The sequence below is a fragment of the Microbacterium proteolyticum genome (assembly GCF_014192415.1).
GTDB classification, from domain to species: Bacteria; Actinomycetota; Actinomycetes; order Actinomycetales; family Microbacteriaceae; genus Microbacterium; species Microbacterium proteolyticum.
The window spans coordinates 1,375,296-1,390,421 of sequence record NZ_JACHXY010000001.1; the positions used below are offsets into that span (position 1 = coordinate 1,375,296).

At 69.5% G+C, this 15,126-nt stretch carries 14 protein-coding genes; 10 read left to right on the plus strand and 4 right to left on the minus strand.

All coding sequences use genetic code 11. The features are described 5' to 3' along the window. Positions 1–100: 100 nt before the first annotated feature. Complete coding sequence (locus FHS07_RS06290) at positions 101–931, minus strand: class I SAM-dependent methyltransferase (RefSeq protein WP_183418975.1); 831 nt, start codon at positions 929–931, stop codon at positions 101–103. A 143-nt stretch (positions 932–1,074) separates the two neighbouring features. Between FHS07_RS06290 and FHS07_RS06295 the strand changes: the two genes are divergently transcribed. Both FHS07_RS06295 and FHS07_RS06300 read left to right on the plus strand, forming a co-directional pair. Continuing rightward, entirely contained in the window at positions 1,075–2,016 is a 942-nt protein-coding gene (locus FHS07_RS06295) for an ATP-grasp domain-containing protein (RefSeq protein ID WP_183418976.1), read from the plus strand. Then, complete coding sequence (locus tag FHS07_RS06300) at positions 2,009–3,322, plus strand: PLP-dependent transferase (protein ID WP_183418977.1); 1,314 nt, start codon at positions 2,009–2,011, stop codon at positions 3,320–3,322. The genes FHS07_RS06295 and FHS07_RS06300 overlap by 8 nt, the downstream gene beginning before the upstream one ends. Positions 3,323–3,620: 298 nt before the next feature. On the opposite strand, the gene FHS07_RS06305 is transcribed toward FHS07_RS06300, so the two are convergent. After that, complete coding sequence (locus tag FHS07_RS06305; RefSeq protein WP_221189137.1) at positions 3,621–4,682, minus strand: LLM class flavin-dependent oxidoreductase; 1,062 nt, start codon at positions 4,680–4,682, stop codon at positions 3,621–3,623. Between the two features lie 230 nt (positions 4,683–4,912). Here FHS07_RS06305 and FHS07_RS06310 point away from each other — a divergent pair, with 230 nt between their 5' ends. Together FHS07_RS06310 and FHS07_RS06315 are read left to right on the plus strand one after the other, a co-directional pair. Then, positions 4,913–7,798, plus strand: coding sequence for a M14 family zinc carboxypeptidase (locus FHS07_RS06310; protein WP_183418978.1), 2,886 nt, complete (start codon positions 4,913–4,915; stop codon positions 7,796–7,798). 60 nt (positions 7,799–7,858) lie between these two features. After that, positions 7,859–8,434, plus strand: a complete 576-nt coding sequence (locus FHS07_RS06315; protein WP_183418979.1) for a hypothetical protein — start codon at positions 7,859–7,861, stop codon at positions 8,432–8,434. A 113-nt stretch (positions 8,435–8,547) separates the two neighbouring features. Here FHS07_RS06315 and FHS07_RS06320 read toward each other — a convergent pair whose 3' ends face one another. Continuing rightward, entirely contained in the window at positions 8,548–9,450 is a 903-nt protein-coding gene (locus FHS07_RS06320) for a LysR family transcriptional regulator (protein ID WP_183418980.1), read from the minus strand. Between the two features lie 103 nt (positions 9,451–9,553). Between FHS07_RS06320 and FHS07_RS06325 the strand changes: the two genes are divergently transcribed. Together FHS07_RS06325 and FHS07_RS06330 are read left to right on the plus strand one after the other, a co-directional pair. Continuing rightward, the gene (locus FHS07_RS06325; protein ID WP_183418981.1) at positions 9,554–10,933 is read left to right on the plus strand and encodes an MFS transporter; all 1,380 of its coding nucleotides are present in this window, start codon (positions 9,554–9,556) and stop codon (positions 10,931–10,933) included. Continuing rightward, positions 10,930–11,679, plus strand: coding sequence for a 3-hydroxybutyrate dehydrogenase (locus tag FHS07_RS06330; RefSeq protein ID WP_183418982.1), 750 nt, complete (start codon positions 10,930–10,932; stop codon positions 11,677–11,679). Before FHS07_RS06325 ends, FHS07_RS06330 begins: the two co-directional genes overlap by 4 nt. A 49-nt stretch (positions 11,680–11,728) precedes the next feature. Here the strand turns inward: FHS07_RS06330 and FHS07_RS06335 are convergent, their stop codons facing one another. Then, on the minus strand, positions 11,729–12,847 hold the full coding sequence (locus FHS07_RS06335; RefSeq protein WP_183418983.1) for a hypothetical protein: 1,119 nt from the start codon (positions 12,845–12,847) through the stop codon (positions 11,729–11,731). 367 nt (positions 12,848–13,214) lie between these two features. Between FHS07_RS06335 and rpsF the strand changes: the two genes are divergently transcribed. The 4 genes from rpsF (at position 13,215) to rplI (ending at position 14,956) form a co-directional block, all read left to right on the plus strand. Next, positions 13,215–13,607 carry a 30S ribosomal protein S6 gene (gene rpsF / locus FHS07_RS06340; RefSeq protein WP_013584644.1) on the plus strand — a complete coding sequence of 131 codons (393 nt, stop codon included), beginning with the start codon at positions 13,215–13,217 and terminating at the stop codon, positions 13,605–13,607. A gap of 5 nt (positions 13,608–13,612) precedes the next feature. Then, positions 13,613–14,137: a single-stranded DNA-binding protein gene (locus FHS07_RS06345; protein ID WP_183418984.1), complete on the plus strand. Its 525-nt coding sequence runs from the start codon at positions 13,613–13,615 to the stop codon at positions 14,135–14,137. Between the two features lie 101 nt (positions 14,138–14,238). Then, positions 14,239–14,493 (plus strand): 30S ribosomal protein S18, encoded by a 255-nt coding sequence (rpsR, locus tag FHS07_RS06350; protein WP_013584646.1) that lies wholly within the window; start codon positions 14,239–14,241, stop codon positions 14,491–14,493. Positions 14,494–14,503: 10 nt separating this feature from the next. Further along, positions 14,504–14,956, plus strand: a complete 453-nt coding sequence (gene rplI / locus FHS07_RS06355) for a 50S ribosomal protein L9 (RefSeq protein WP_055952614.1) — start codon at positions 14,504–14,506, stop codon at positions 14,954–14,956. Positions 14,957–15,126: the final 170 nt, after the last annotated feature.

A 15,126-nucleotide genomic window follows, 5' to 3' on the forward strand; every position in this document is an offset into this window, starting at 1 on the left:
TGTGGACGAAGGATCAGGCTGCCACGGCTGGCTCGCGGGGTATCGATGTAGTCACCCCTGTCGTGAGGAATTTCACCCACCTGTGACCCGGTGCGCCTCGTCAGGCCGGCCTCGAGGCGCGGATCGTGTAGCTCAGCGGCATGACCGAGGGTTGCTCCGTGAGCGCGTACTCGCCGTCGGGGCGCGGGGTCATGCGACCTGGCAGCGCCTCCCACGGCAAGCTGTCGTGCTCCACCAGGGCGTCCAGACGCAGGCCACGGTCGAGCAGGGCGGTGACGATCTCGCCGATACCGTGATTCCACTCGTACGTGCGCGTCGCGCTCAGCGGTGCCGAGACCTCGACGTAGGTGTTCTCGTCATCCCATTCGAGAGGGTCGGTCTGCTCGAAGTACGGGAAGGTCAGCGCGAGGCCGGGGAGCTCCTCATTGAGAGACCACAGCACCGGGTGCCCCTCGCGAATATGCAGCGTGCCCCCGGGGGCCAGCAGATCGGCGACAACACCCGCCCACTCCGTGATCGACGGCAGCCAGCAGAGCGCACCGATGCCGGTGTAGACGAGGTCGAACGATTCGCGGGGCAGGACGGTCGCCGCATCCCGGACGTCCGACTGGACGAACTCGACGTCGACGCCGGCCTCGGCAGCCAGACGCCGGGCTTCGGTGAGGGCGTTCTCGGAGAAGTCGAGGCCGGTCATGCGTGCGCCCAGGCGCGCCAGCGAGAGGGTGTCGGTGCCGATGTGGCACTGCAGATGCACCGCGCGCAGACCGGCGATCTCGCCGAGGAGCGGCTGATCGAAGCGCACGACGTCGGAGAGCGCCTGCGCATCCGCAACGTAGCGCTGCACGCCGTAGCCCGAACCGTCACGAGCAGCGTGGAGGGTCGCGCGCTCATCCCAGTTGGCGCGGTTGGCGTCGATGTACTCCGAGGTCATGGCATCCCTTCCGGTGGCACAGCCTCGCAACGATACAGACTCCGGATGCCGCGCACCCTTGCCGGAGCGCGCACCGGCGCGCCGGTGACCCCGCGTGACGAGCGGGTCGGCGTGATGTCGGAGGGTCGCGTTAGCCTGGCGGAATGTCGGGCAAGGTCTATGTCATCCACGAGAATCCCCAGTGGATCCCGCCGTTCGCGGCCGCGTTCGAAGCCGAGGGGGTGCCGTTCGAAGAGTGGCTGCTCACCGACGGTTCGATCGACCTCGCGGTCGAACCGCCGGACGGCGTCTTCTGGTCGCGACTGAGCGCGTCAGCGCACACGCGGGACCACGCGCACAGCAAGGAGTTCGGCCGCGCTGTCCTCCGCTGGCTCGCGTCATGGGGCCGCACGGTCATCAACGGTGCCGACGTCCTCGAGCTCGAGGTGAGCAAGGTCGCCCAGCACGCGGCGCTGCGACACGCGGGTATCGAGGTCCCCCGCACGGTGGCCGTCTTCGGCACCGATGATCTCGCGGCGGCCGCCGAGCGCTTCGGCGCGCCGTTCATCAGCAAGCACAACCAGGGCGGCAAGGGCCTGGGCGTGCGGCGGTGGGACTCCATCGACGACTTCACAGCGTGGGTCGCCGGACCCGACTTCGAGCACTCCCCCGACGGCATCACACTGCTGCAAGAACTGCTCGTCGCCCGGACGCCGTTCATCACCCGGGCCGAGTTCGTCGCGGGCGAGTTCGTCTACGCCGTGCGCGTCGACACCAGCGCCGGCAGCTTCGAGCTCTGCCCCGCCGAGGCGTGTGCGATCCCGGATGCCGACGGTGTCGAGCCCGAGCCGATGTTCCGGCTGCGCGACGACGTCGACCCGACGCTGATCGACCGGTACCTCGCGTTCCTCGCGGCCGAGGGCGTGGGTATCGCGGGCATCGAGTTCATCGAGACGCTCGACGGTCGCACGGTGACGTACGACGTCAACACGAACACCAACTACAACCCCGACGTCGAGGCATCCGCTCCGCGATCGGGACCGCGTGAGATCGCGCGCTGGCTCGGAACGCTGCTGCCGCGCGAAGTGGTCGGCGTCCGTGGCTGAGCCGTCGACACCGCACAGCGAGTGGGACGGCTTCGGCTTCGCCACGCGGCAGGTGCACGCCGGCGAACAAGAAGACCTCACCCACGGTTCGCGCATCACGCCCGTGCATCTCTCGGCGGCCTACCGGTTCGCGTCGTTCCAGGAGGCGACCGATCGTTTCGCCGGCGCCGACCTCGGGCACCTCTACTCTCGCAATGCCAACCCGACCAACCAGGTCGCCGAACGTCGCCTCGCCTCGCTCGAGGGCGGTTCGGGCGCGATCGTCGTGGGCTCCGGCCAGGCGGCCATCACGGTTTCGCTCCTGGCACTGGCCGGCTCCGGTGAGCACATCGTCTCCACCGCGAGCATCTACAGCGGCACGCGCGTGCTGTTCGACCGCACCTTCGCCCGCATGGGCGTGACCGTCGAATACGTCTGGGATCCGACCGACGAGGCCGAGTGGGACTCCCTCATCCGCCCCGAGACGAAGGCGATCTTCACCGAGACGCTTCCAAACCCGAAGAACGACATCGTCGACATCGCCGCGGTCGCCCGCATCGCGAAACGCCACGAGATCCCGCTGGTGGTCGACAACACCATCGCAACGCCCTTCCTCATCCGTCCCATCGAGCAGGGCGCCGACATCGTCGTGCATTCGGCCACCAAGTTCCTCTCGGGGCACGGGGCCAACCTCGCCGGGGCGGTGGTCGACGGCGGAACGTTCGACTGGGTGGCATCCGATCGCTCCTACCCCGCGATCACCGACACCCCGATCGCGACGCACAGCTCGCTCGTCGAGGCGTTCGGGCCGCGCGCGTTCGAGCTGTCACTGCGTTTCGGCATCGCCAACGACACCGGGCCGGCGCTGTCGCCGCTCAACGGCTTTCTGCTGCAGCAGGGCATGGAGACTCTGTCGGTGCGCATGCGGCAACACCTGGCGAGCGCTCGCACCGTTGCCGAGTGGCTCGACCAGCACGACGCCGTCGAGAGCGTCGACTACGCGGGGCTCCCCTCGCATCCGCAGCACCACCTCGCCGTCCGTGACTACGGCGGGCTCTCGGGCTCGGTGTTCTCGTTCACCGTGCGCGGGGGACGCGACGGTGCCGAGCGGTTCTTCGACGCCCTGCGCCTGTTCAGCCGCATGACGAACATCGGCGACACGCGCTCTATGGCGCTGCACCCCGCCACCACGACGCATATCGGCTTCACGCAAGAGACGCGCGACCGCCTGGGCATCAGCGATGGGCTCGTGCGCCTGTCGATCGGACTCGAGGATGCCGAAGACTTGATCGCCGACCTCGATCAGGCGCTCCGCGCGGCGGTGTAGCCCAGCGGTCCGCGGCGCGTGCGCAGGGCCGCGGGCTTGGTTGAGTGTCCAGGACACGCCGTGCGTGTCGGGTCTCTGCGGCGTGTTCCGGACACTCAACAGGTTTGTGCGCGGCGTCCGGGTCCGCATGTCGCGTGACCGCGGCGCGTGTGGCGGTCCGCGGCGCGGGTGCCGGGCGGCGGGTGCCGGGCCGCGGGCGCAGGGCCGCGGGCTTAGGTGAGTGTCCAGGACACGCCGTGCGCGCGGCCGCGACGCGGCGTGTCTTGGACACTCAAGCGGGGGTGGTGGCGGGGCGGGTTCACGCGTCGCGTGACGCCTCCAGGCGCCGCACGCGCGGGATCACCTCGGCGGCGAAGCGCTGCATCTCGGGCAGGTGCGGCGAGAACTGCAGCAGCAGCGTCGAGACGCCGACGTTGGCGAACTCCACGATCCGCTCGGCGACCTGGTCGGGCGTGCCGACGAGGTTAGGCCGCAGGCCGCGGTTCGAGACCGAGTACTCCTTGAGGTCGACCGGGGTGTCGAGCTTCGACTTGCTCACGAAGTCCTGGTACGAACCGTACGCCGCTCCCCCGCGCACATCGGTGATCCGCTCGATCTCGGCCTGCGCCTCGGCCTCGGTGTCGCGCACCACGGCGTACGCGGCCATGCCGAACGCCTCGAACGGCTTCCCGCCAGACGAAACGCGCCGGCTCCGCATGTCGGAGACCTTCGCGGACAGCTCTTCGAGCGTGCCGCCGTGGGTCAGGTACGCGTCGGCGAAGCGGGTGATCGCCGTGCGTCCGGCCTCGCTCTCGCCGCCGGCGTACAGGCGCGGGATGACGCGGGGCTTCGGTTCGGTGAACGTGCCCTCCGTGCGGTAGTAGTCGCCCTCGTACGCGAACGGCGTCTCGGACCACAGCCCGCGCAGCACCTCGACCCACTCGATGGTGCGTGCGTAGCGGTCGTCATGAGCACTGAAGAGGCCGTCGTACTGCTTCGCTTCTTCTGCCCACCACGCCGAGACCACGTTGAGGGTGAAGCGGCCACCGCTGATCTCGTCGATGGTCGCGGCCTGCTTGGCGGTGTGGAACGGGCTGTGGAAACCGGGACGCACAGCGGTCATCAGTTCGAGCGACGACGTCACGGCCGCGAGCGCCGCGGTCACCGCCCAGGCGTCGAGGGACGGCGCTTCGACGCCCTTGATGTCGTTGAGGTTCAGCTCGGGAATGAGCGTCAGGTCGAACCCGCCCTCCTCCGCGGCGCGGGCGATCTCGGCGATGTGGGCGAACGAGACGGGGGTCTGCTCATCGTCGACGTTGCGCAGCCACCCACCGAAGATCGGGGTCCAATAGCCGAAACGCACACGCTGGGGGGAGGTCATGGCATCCATCTTTCCGGGTCTGCGGGGGTGTGGCGTCGGCCCCGACACTCGCGGTCACGTCGCGCGCGGAACGATGCGCTCTGTGGCGGCGGTAACACGACGACCGGGGTCTGTCACAGCGGCGTAACACGGCATCCATAGATTTCTGTCAGGTTCGGCTCACCGGACCGTCCCCCCCTGCCGCGCGAAGTGCCCCACATCGCGCGGTCGCAACCCCCCATGGAGACCCCGTGCAGAGACGCATCCTCGCGGGCACTGTCGTCTGCGGCTTCGCCGCGACCACCGTGTTCGCCGCCCTCCCGGCTTCGGCCGCGATGGTTCCCCCTTCGCTGAGCGTGGTGCGACCTGTGTCGCCGCTGATCGACATGCCGACCAGCTATCCCGTCCAGCCCGAGCTGAAGGTGTTCCCGGACCTCCCCGAAGACGCGTCGATCGCTCGCGGCGTGCGCCCGTACGACCAGATCGCGCCCTTCCTGAACACGCTCATGGACACCAGCGACCGCGTCTCGGCGCAGGTCGTCGGCACCTCGGCGCAAGGTCGCGACATCTACCTCGTGACCGTCACGACCCCCGAGACCACCAGGCAGACGGCGCAGCAGTCCGACTGGCGCGACCTCGTCAAGGCCGACCCGACGGCCGCCGCCGCGGATGCGACGCTGCAGAGCGAGTACAAGGTGCCGATGTGGTTCAACGGCAACATCCACGGCAACGAGTGGGAGGGCACCGACGCGACCCTCAACTACATCGAGGACCTCGCCACCTCCAGCGACCCGGCCACGACCGAGATGCTCGACGATCACCGCGTGTACTTCACGGTGACCAACAACCCCGACGGCCGCGCCCTCGGACAGCGCGGAACGGCGAACGGCTACGACCCGAACCGCGACTTCATCACGGGCGCCACGGCCGAGGCATCCATCGTGCGCGACCTGGCGAGCGTCATCCAGCCGACGTACTTCATCGACCTGCACGGCTACACGGACGTGCTGCAGGTCGAGCCCTGCGGCCCCCCGCACGGTGAGAACTACGAGTACGACCTCTTCGTGCCGCACGCCTACGCCACGGCGTTGGAGATCGAGGATGCCGTGACCGCGGCCAACATCCCCGGTAACACCTACTACGACCCGGCGACCGCCGGCGTGACCGAGACCAACACCGGCTTCATCAACATCCCCTACCGCGACCAGCGGTCGGGCTGGGACGACTGGCCCCCGATCTTCGCTCCCCAGTACGTGGCGTACCAGGGCGCCATCACCAACACCGTCGAGCTGCCGCTCGGGCGTTCGGGCGACCAGCCCGCTCGCGCGAAGGTGAACATCGAGGTCGCGGAGGTCGTCATCGACACCGTCGTGGACTACGTCGACGAGCACAGCGACGCGCTGCTCGACAACCAGATCGAGATCTTCCGTCGCGGCGAGGCCGGCGAGCCCAGCCGCGAGATCCCCGCCGACGTCGCACCCGAGGACCTCGCCCCGGGCGTGCCCGCGGAGTGGACCGATATCTGGGACGAGACCGACATCTACAACGCCGACTTCCCGCGCGCATACGTCATTCCCGTGGGCCCCGGGCAGCGTTCGGACTCCGACGCGCAGACGCTCGTGCAGCAGCTGCTCGTCAACGGCATCCGCGTCGATCGCCTCACCGCCCCGGCGCGCTTGGACGGAAACGATTACCCGGAGGGATCGTTCTACGTCGACATGCATCAGCCGCTGCGCGGCCTCGCGAATGTGCTCCTGGCCGACGGCTCCGACATCTCGGACCGCGTGCCCGACATGTACGACATCTCGGCGTGGAGTCTCTCGCTGCTGTGGGGTGCGCAGGTCACGCGAATCGGCGAGACCACCGACCCGGCGCCGACTACCGCGGTCGAGCCGGTCACCGAGGCCCCGCTCACCGGATTCGTGTCGACCGGTTCGGGCACCCTCAGCTTCCAGCCGCGGGGCGTCGCCGACTGGCAGGCCGTCAATGCACTCCTGGCCGAGGGGGTCGCGCTGACCCAGCGGTCCAACGGCTTCATCGAGGTCAGCGGTGACGCGGCGACGCGCGTGCTGCTCGAGGAGGCCGCGGCGACGTTCGGAGTGGACTTCCGCCTGAGCGGCGGGAGCCCGGCCGAGGGCAGCATCGAGTTGGATAGCGTGCGCATCGGCTACGTCGGCGACGCCGGCGACCGCGACGCCCTCACCAAGGTCGGCTTCACGGGACTGGTGCCGGTCACCGCCGCGACACTGGCCACGGGTGAGGTGGACCTGTCGACGATCGATCTCCTCTACGTCGGAACCGGACTCAGTTTCACGCCTGAACAGCAGGCGGGGGTCGACCGGGTGACGGCGTTCATCGCGGCCGGCAAGCCCGTGGTCGGGCGTGGTGCCGGCGGCGCCGCCTTCGTGAGCGCGTACGTCGCTCCGCTGACCGCGGTGACGGGAACCCGAGGGTCCAACGGCATCGCCATCGTCGATACGCCGTTCGAGAGTGTGCTGCAGGGCACGCAGGGCACGGCGTTCGGGTATCCGTTCGCCTGGTTCCCCAACCCCGCGCCCGGTGTGACCGTCGAGCAGCGTTACGCGGCGGACCACACGTTCGTGGCGGGTCACTGGCGCAGCACTCCCGGTCAGTCGATCCAGGATGCCGCGGGCCAGGCGTCCGCGGTCTCGCTCACGGGTCCGTCCGGAACGCGCGCCTTCGTGTTCGGCACGTCGCCCACGTTCCGCGCGCACCCGGTCGGCGCCTTCAGCGACATCGCGCGCGCGGTGTTCTGGGCCGCGGATGAGCCCGTGGTCGTCGAACCGACGCCCACGCCGACGCCGACCGTGGCACCCACCCCGGAGCCGACGCCCGAGCCCACGGTCGCCCCGACTCCGGAGCCGACCGCGGTGCCGACGGCTGAGCCCAGCCCCGAGCCGACCGACGAGCCCACGGCCGAGCCGACGTCCGCACCCGGACCGACGCTCGCTCCCACCGCCTCGGCGACGCCGGTCCCCGGCACCGGGTCGGGACCGCTCGCGCAGACCGGCGCCGCCGACGTGTCATCGCTGGGCTGGCTCGCGCTCGCCGCCGGCATGGTCGGTGTCGGGCTGGTCGTGATCGGCCGGGCGCGCTCGAAGACCTCGACGCGCTGACCCCGCTCCGGGGAGGGGCGCCCGCCCCTCCCCGGAGTCCCTGACTCCGGAGCTCCACCCATGACCCACCCCGAAGACCCCTCGCAGACACCGGATGCCACGGCCTCCGACCCGGCATCCCCCCGTCCTCCCCGCCGCGCGGTGCTCGCCGTGGGTACGGTCCTCGTCCTCGGCGGCATCGCCCTGGCCATCTGGGCGGTGACCGCGACGGGTTCGACCGCACCGGAGGCGCAGCCGACGTCTGCGGGTACGGTCTCGACGGCCTCGACGCCTCCCGCGGCCGAAGCGGCGCCGACGCCCGCGCCTGCGGCATCCACTCCCCTGTCGATCCCGACGGACGGCCCGGTCATCTCTGCTTTCTCCGTCGAACCGGCGGTCGCCGCCTGTCCCGACGACCGCGCCAGCACGCTGCCGCTGACGTTCTCGTGGACCAGCGAGAGCGCCGAGCGCGCGTGGATCGGCGTCGGAACCTCGGATGCGTCAGCGCAGCCCGCCGCCGAGGTCGACCTCAGCTCAGCCGGCTTCTCCGGCCTTGTCTTCGCCTGCAGCGACGCCGACCAGGTGTTCACCCTCACGGTTCAGGGCGCCACAGGGACGGTCAGCGAGACCATCTCGCTCACGCGCGAGCTCGACTAGACGTCATCACCCGTGACGGCCTCCGGGCCGGTGCCCCGATGGCTGAGCCTGTCGAAGCCACCGCACCACGCGGCGTCGGCGCAGAGCGGGTGGTGAGCCGACCGAGGCCCGCGTCACACACCGTCGAGCATCGCCTGCGATCGCGCCGTCTGCTCGCGCAGGGCCTCCGCCAGCGCGACCACCGCGGGGATGCGCAGCGAGTCGGCGCGCACGACCATCCAGTACGGCAACCGTTCGTTGACGACCTCCGGCAGCAGCCGCACGAGATCGTCGTGGCGGTCTGCGGCGAAACAGGGCAGCATCCCGATTCCGGCGCCGGCGCGGGTGGCCTCGACCTGCACGAGGACGTTCGTCGAGGTCACCCCGTCGCGCATCCGCGGAACGACGCGACGCGGCAGGTCGAGGGCCTCCACCTGCAGCATCGCATCGACGAAGTAGACGAGGCGGTGGCGCTGCAACTCCTCCAGGTCTCGGGGGCTTCCGTGCGTCGACAGGTACGCGCGGGAGGCGTACATGCCGAGCGTGTACGACCCGAGCTCGACGCTCGACCCCCGCGTAGTCTGCGGTTGGCCCACCACCACCTCGAGGTCGAGCCCCGGCCGGTGCAGAGAGGCGCGCCGTTGGGCGGCGACGATCTCGACGGACAGATCAGGATGCCGCTCGCGCAGACGCGCGATCGCGGGGGCGGCGAGGAAGGCGCTGAAGCCGTCGGTCGCCGACATGCGGACGACGCCGGACACCGGATCGGGCTCCTCTCCCCCGGCTGCGAGCTGCGACATGGCCGCTTCGATGCGACCGGCCGTCTCGGCGGCGTGCCGGCCGAGGGCGGTGAGCTCCCACCCGCGCCCGGACTGCGCCACCACCCGGCCGCCCAGCGCCTGTTCCAGAGCGCCGATGCGGCGCGCGACCGTGGTGTGGTCCACCCCGCGCAGCTGCGCGGCGGAGGTGTACCGGCCGGTGCGCGCCACCGCCAGGAGCATGAGCAGGTCGTCGGCGCGGACGGTATCGGCATCCATTCTGCAATTCTGCACACCGGCGTCGTGCAACTGGGCATTGCCGCAGGGCGTGCACCCACCGAAACTGGCATGCGGATGTCACCGCCGACACCGAAGGAGCGTCATGGATTCCCCCACCCGCGCACGTCAGAGTGCCGAACCCCCTACGAATCGGATCCGCCGGGTCGTCGCCGCCTCCATGGCCGGCACGGTCGTGGAGTGGTACGAGTTCTTCCTCTACGCCACCGCTGCCAGCCTCGTGTTCGGCACGTTCTTCTTCCCGTCGTCGGGCTCTCAGCTCGACGGCATCATCGCCGCCTTCGTCACCTACGCGGTCGGCTTCGTCGCGCGTCCGCTGGGTGGGATCGTGTTCGGCCAGATCGGCGACCGGTTCGGCCGCAAGCCGACGCTGCAGGCGACGATCATCATCGTCGGTGCCGCGACGTTCCTGATGGGCTGCCTCCCCGGCTTCGCCTCGGTCGGCTACTGGGCCCCCGCGATGCTGGTCGCCCTGCGCTTCATCCAGGGCTTCGCCGTCGGAGGGGAGTGGGGCGGCGCCGTGCTGCTCGTCGCCGAGCAGAGCCCCGACCGTCGCCGCGCGTTCTGGTCGAGCTGGCCGCAGGCCGCTGTGCCCGTCGGCAACCTGCTGGCCACCCTCGTGCTGCTGATCACGTCGTTCGTCCTCAGCCCCGCCGCGTTCCTCGACTGGGGCTGGCGCATCGCCTTCTGGCTCTCCGCGGTGATCGTGCTCGTCGGCTTCTGGATCCGCCGCCACGTCGAGGAAGCGCCGATCTTCCTCGAGGCCAAGGCACAGGTCGAGCAGGAGAAGGCGACCTCGTTCGGTGTCGTCGAGGTGCTGCGTCGCTATCCCAAGGGCGTCGTGCAGGCGATGGGCGTGCGCTTCGCGGAGAACATCGTCTACTACATCGTCGTCAGCTTCTCGATCGTGTACCTGAAGGTCGTGCACTCCTACGACACCAGTCAGCTGCTGCTCGCGCTGCTCATCGCCCACGTCGTGCACTTCGCCGTGATCCCGCCGCTCGGCCGGCTCGCCGACCGGGTCGGACGCCGCCCGGTGTACCTCGCGGGCGCGATCCTCAGTGCGACCTGGGCTTTCTTCGCCTTCCCGATGTTCGACACGCTCAACCCCGTGATGATCGTGCTCGCCGTGACGATCGGCCTGGTGTTCCACGCCGGCATGTACGCCCCGCAGCCCGCCGTCATGGCCGAGCTGTTCCCCACGCGCATGCGCTACTCGGGCGTCTCGCTCGGCGCCCAGGTGACGGCGATCCTCGCGGGATCCCTCGCCCCGATCCTCGCGACGCAGTGGCTGCGCGACTTCGGCTCGTGGCTGCCGATCGCGCTCTACATCGTCGCGGCGTGCATCGTCACCTCGATCGCCGTGCTGTCGTTGAAGGAAACGCGCGGAATCTCGCTGCGCGACATCGACGCCGCCGACGCGGCCCGTACCGCCGAACGCGTGGGAGCGAAGGGATCCGCATGAGCACCGACCTGACCGGCCGTCGTGCCCTCGTCACCGGGGGAGCGAGCGGCATCGGCGAGGCCATCGCGCGGGCGTTCGCGGGCGCCGGGGCCGAGGTCACCGTCGCCGACCTGAACGCCGAGGGCGCCGAGCGCGTGGCCGCGGACATCGGCGGGCGCCCGTGGGTCGTCGATCTGTCCGACACGGCGGCGCTTCGCGAGCTCAGCCTCGACGTGGACATCCTCGTCAACAACGCCGGCATCCAGCACGTCAGCCCCATCGAGCAGTTCGACCCCGAGCGTTTCTCGTTCATGCTCCGGCTCATGCTCGAGGCGCCGTTCCTCCTCATCCGAGCGGCGCTGCCGGGCATGTACGAGCGCGGCTTCGGGCGGGTGTTGAACGTCTCGAGCGTGCACGGCATCCGCGCGTCGGCGTTCAAGTCGGCGTATGTCACCGCGAAGCACGGCCTCGAGGGTCTCTCGAAGACGACGGCGCTCGAGGGCGGCCCGCACGGCGTCACGAGCGTGTGCATCGACCCGGGATACGTGCGCTCGCCGCTGGTCGAGAAGCAGATCGCCGACCAGGCCCGCGCCCACGGAATCGCCGAGGACGAGGTGCTCGAGACGATCCTGCTGCAGGATGCCGCGATCAAGCGCCTCGTCGAGCCGACCGAGGTCGCGTCCCTGGCGCTGTGGCTGGCAGGACCGGATGCCGCAATGGTCACCGGCGCGAGCTACACGATGGACGGCGGGTGGTCGGCGCACTGACGCGTCGCTTCGGCAGAGGCGAGTTCGATGCGCTGCCCCGTGCCGGCGGTCAGGACGCCAGCACGTCGAACACGATGGTGAGGAGCCACCACGCGCCGATCGCCACGGCGATCAGCACGGTCACCCAGGAGAAGCCTCGTCGCAGGCGTCGCCCGGGCGCCGCGACGCCGACCGGGGGAGGGGTGAGCAGGGCCGCCGGTTCGGTCGACGCCCCCGGCACTCCGGATGCCACCGCGCCTGCGGTCGGGGCTGCGGCCAGGCGCTCGTCTCGCCACCGCGCCCACTGCGCGAGCTTGTCGTCGAGCGCGCCCACGGTCGACATCACCCACTGCCAGGTCGCGGGGTCGAGCGTCGACAGGTCGCGCCGGGAGTAGAGGAACAGCCATTCGTCGACGATCTCGACGTCGAGCTGCGCGGCGTTGTCGATGAAACGGGCCATGACATCGGGCGTGAACAGGTAGAGGGCGTCACGCTCGTACCCTTCGGGGCAGTACAGCGCGAAGTGCTGGTCGAAGTCGCCCTCGAGGCTCAGTCGTTGCCCACGCCCGAAGCTGACCGGCAGATTGGAGCCGCCGAACAGGCCGTTGTTTCCCACGGCATCCAGCACGATGTGGGGGAGTGGAGTGTCGAGGCGCAGCGCGGCATAACCCCACCGGTGGGTCTGCTTGTTCTTGCCCGAGCCGGTTTCGTAGCTGTAGTTGGCGACCTCGATGAATCGCGGCGCTTCCCGTCGCAAGAGGTCGTGCGTGCCCCGGTCGTTGCCGATGCCGAAGATCATGCCCGGAAGCGGGGGATTCGTGTATCCCGGATGCCACGTCATGTCGTTCGCGCGCGCGAAGCGGTCGAGCCGGTAGCGACGGACGGCCGTGCCGCCGAAGCCGCGGATGACCGCGACGGCCACGACCGCCACGATGGCGGCGATCACGAGGAAGGGTAGGGCGACGACGGCATTGCCGCTGCTCTCGGAGACGATCGAGACGATCAGCGAGAAGAAGATCGGCACGACCACGAGCGCGAACGCCACCCCGATGATCGCCAGGACGACGATCGACAGGGTGCGACCCCGTAGAGCGCCGCGTGCCCGGAGCTCGGCGGTGAACGCGGTGACCGCTTTCTTGTCGACGGGCTCGGTCAGCGGTGTCGTGTCGAGTTGCGCGAGTGTCGTCATGTATCGCCTCCCCACTTCGACCGTATCGGGAGCGTCCGACATCGGGGGAGGGGAGTGCGCAGGCGTTCCCGCGCCGTCCCGGCCGGGCGCCGGCGCTGGCGGTCGCTGAGAAACGCCGCCCTGTGCGAGAAACGCTGCGTTGTGCGAGGAACGCTGTGACGAGGCGTTTCCTCCGGCGAATCGCGTTTCTCGGTGGTGGTGCGCACGACCGCGACGCCCCGCGATTCCGCCGCACCCACGGCATCCGTTAGACTACGAAGGTTGTCCGGTGACGCCCATGCGCGTGTAAGCCCGTGATGACGTGCACCACACCCTCCTGCTGCCGGGAAATGCCCGTCAGCCGTTCTAGTCCGAAGGAGGTGGGTTAGTGACGCACCAGTACGAACTCATGGTCATCTTCGATCCCGAGGTCGACGAGCGCCAGGTCGCTCCGAAGCTCGACGGATTCCTCAAGGTCATCACGGCCGATGGAGGAACCATCGACAAGGTCGACATCTGGGGCCGCCGTCGTCTCGCCTACGAGATCCGCAAGAAGAACGAGGGCATCTACGCCGTCGTCAACTTCGTCGCGACCAGCGAGGCCACGAACGAGCTCGACCGTCAGCTGAAGCTGAACGAGCAGATCATGCGCACCAAGGTCCTGCGCGCCGAAGAAGCGATCGCTCAGGTCGCCGCCGAGGCCAAGCGCTCCGAGGAGAAGGCTGCCCGCAAGGCCGCCGCTCCCCGCAAGGTCGAGTCCGCCGAGAAGGCTGCGAAGTAACGACGATGGCCGGCGAAACCGTCATCACCGTCGTGGGCAACCTCACCGCCGACCCCGAGCTGCGTTACACGCAGAACGGTCTGCCGGTGGCGAACTTCACGATCGCGTCGACCCCCCGCACGTTCGACCGTCAGGCGAACGAGTGGAAGGACGGCGAGGCGCTCTTCCTGCGCGCCTCGGTGTGGCGCGAGTTCGCCGAGCACGTCGCCGGTTCGCTGACGAAGGGCAGCCGTGTCATCGCGACCGGTCGCCTCAAGCAGCGTTCGTACCAGGACCGTGAGGGAAACAACCGCACCTCCATCGAACTCGAAGTCGATGAGATCGGCCCCTCGCTCCGCTACGCGACCGCACAGGTCACCCGTGCCGCTTCCGGCGGCGGGGGTGGCGGCGGTGGCGGTCAGCGCCCGCAGGTGCAGCAGTCGAACGACGAGCCGTGGTCGACCCCCGGCTCGAACAACGGCGGCGGCAACAACGGCGGCGCAGACGCGTGGAGCACTCCCGGTTCCTACGGAGACGACACCCCGTTCTGATCTTCGCTGCGCCTCACGGCGCGACGACCCCTGAAATTCCGGATGCCATGCCCCGGTCCGCGTGACCGCCTCGGCATCCGAACCATACGAAAGAAGGAAGCATGGCTGGCAAGGCCACTGGCGACCGCCGCAAGCCGCGGAAGGGCGCAAAGAACGCAGCCCCCGCGAAGGCGATCCGCGTCGGCGTCATCGACTACAAGGACGTCGCAACCCTCCGCAAGTTCATCTCGGAGCGCGGGAAGATCCGCGCCCGTCGTATCACCGGTGTCTCCGTGCAGGAGCAGCGCCTGATCGCCCGCGCCATCAAGAACGCGCGCGAGATGGCTCTCCTGCCCTACGCCGGCGCCGGCCGCTAAGGAGCACCCGATGGCAAAGCTGATTCTCACGAATGAGGTCACCGGGCTCGGTAGCGCCGGTGACGTTGTCGAGGTCAAGAGCGGGTACGCCCGCAACTACCTCATCCCGCAGGGCTTCGCCGTGGCCTGGAGCCGCGGTGGCGAGAAGCAGGTCGCGTCGATCCGCGCGGCCCGCGAGTCCCGCGCGATCCACGACCACGAAGACGCCGTGGCCCTGAAGAACTCGCTCGAGTCGAACACCGTCAAGCTGGCCGTCAAGGCCGGCAACGAGGGTCGCCTCTTCGGTTCGGTCAAGACCGCCGATGTCGCCGACGCCGTCAAGGCCGCCGGTCTCGGCGAGCTCGACAAGCGCAAGATCCAGATCACCTCCTCGATCAAGTCGGTCGGCGAGCACGAGGCGACCGTTCGCCTGCGTGACGACGTCACCGCCGTGATCACCCTCCAGGTGGTCGCCGCGAAGTAATTCGCAGCACTCTCGAGAACGGCCCCGTTCCTGCTTCGGCAGGGCGGGGCCGTTCCGCGTCTCCGCTGGTGGGCGTTGCGGCGCTTCGTGCCACGGTTCGGGGCGGAGTTTGTGTGTTGGGGCGGGTATTGCGCGCCCCGATGCGCGGATCGCGCCCCGAACCGGGGGAG

Coding starts and splice junctions, on each gene's coding strand:
- FHS07_RS06290 (WP_183418975.1), bottom strand. CDS start 931: ATGACCTCGGAGTACATCGACGCCAACCGCGCCAACTGGGATGAGCGC.
- FHS07_RS06295 (WP_183418976.1), top strand. CDS start 1,075: ATGTCGGGCAAGGTCTATGTCATCCACGAGAATCCCCAGTGGATCCCG.
- rpsR (WP_013584646.1), top strand. CDS start 14,239: ATGGCTGGCAAGGCCACTGGCGACCGCCGCAAGCCGCGGAAGGGCGCA.
- FHS07_RS06320 (WP_183418980.1), bottom strand. CDS start 9,450: ATGGATGCCGATACCGTCCGCGCCGACGACCTGCTCATGCTCCTGGCG.
- FHS07_RS06315 (WP_183418979.1), top strand. CDS start 7,859: ATGACCCACCCCGAAGACCCCTCGCAGACACCGGATGCCACGGCCTCC.
- FHS07_RS06345 (WP_183418984.1), top strand. CDS start 13,613: ATGGCCGGCGAAACCGTCATCACCGTCGTGGGCAACCTCACCGCCGAC.
- FHS07_RS06330 (WP_183418982.1), top strand. CDS start 10,930: ATGAGCACCGACCTGACCGGCCGTCGTGCCCTCGTCACCGGGGGAGCG.
- FHS07_RS06325 (WP_183418981.1), top strand. CDS start 9,554: ATGGATTCCCCCACCCGCGCACGTCAGAGTGCCGAACCCCCTACGAAT.
- FHS07_RS06305 (WP_221189137.1), bottom strand. CDS start 4,682: ATGACCTCCCCCCAGCGTGTGCGTTTCGGCTATTGGACCCCGATCTTC.
- rplI (WP_055952614.1), top strand. CDS start 14,504: ATGGCAAAGCTGATTCTCACGAATGAGGTCACCGGGCTCGGTAGCGCC.
- FHS07_RS06335 (WP_183418983.1), bottom strand. CDS start 12,847: ATGACGACACTCGCGCAACTCGACACGACACCGCTGACCGAGCCCGTC.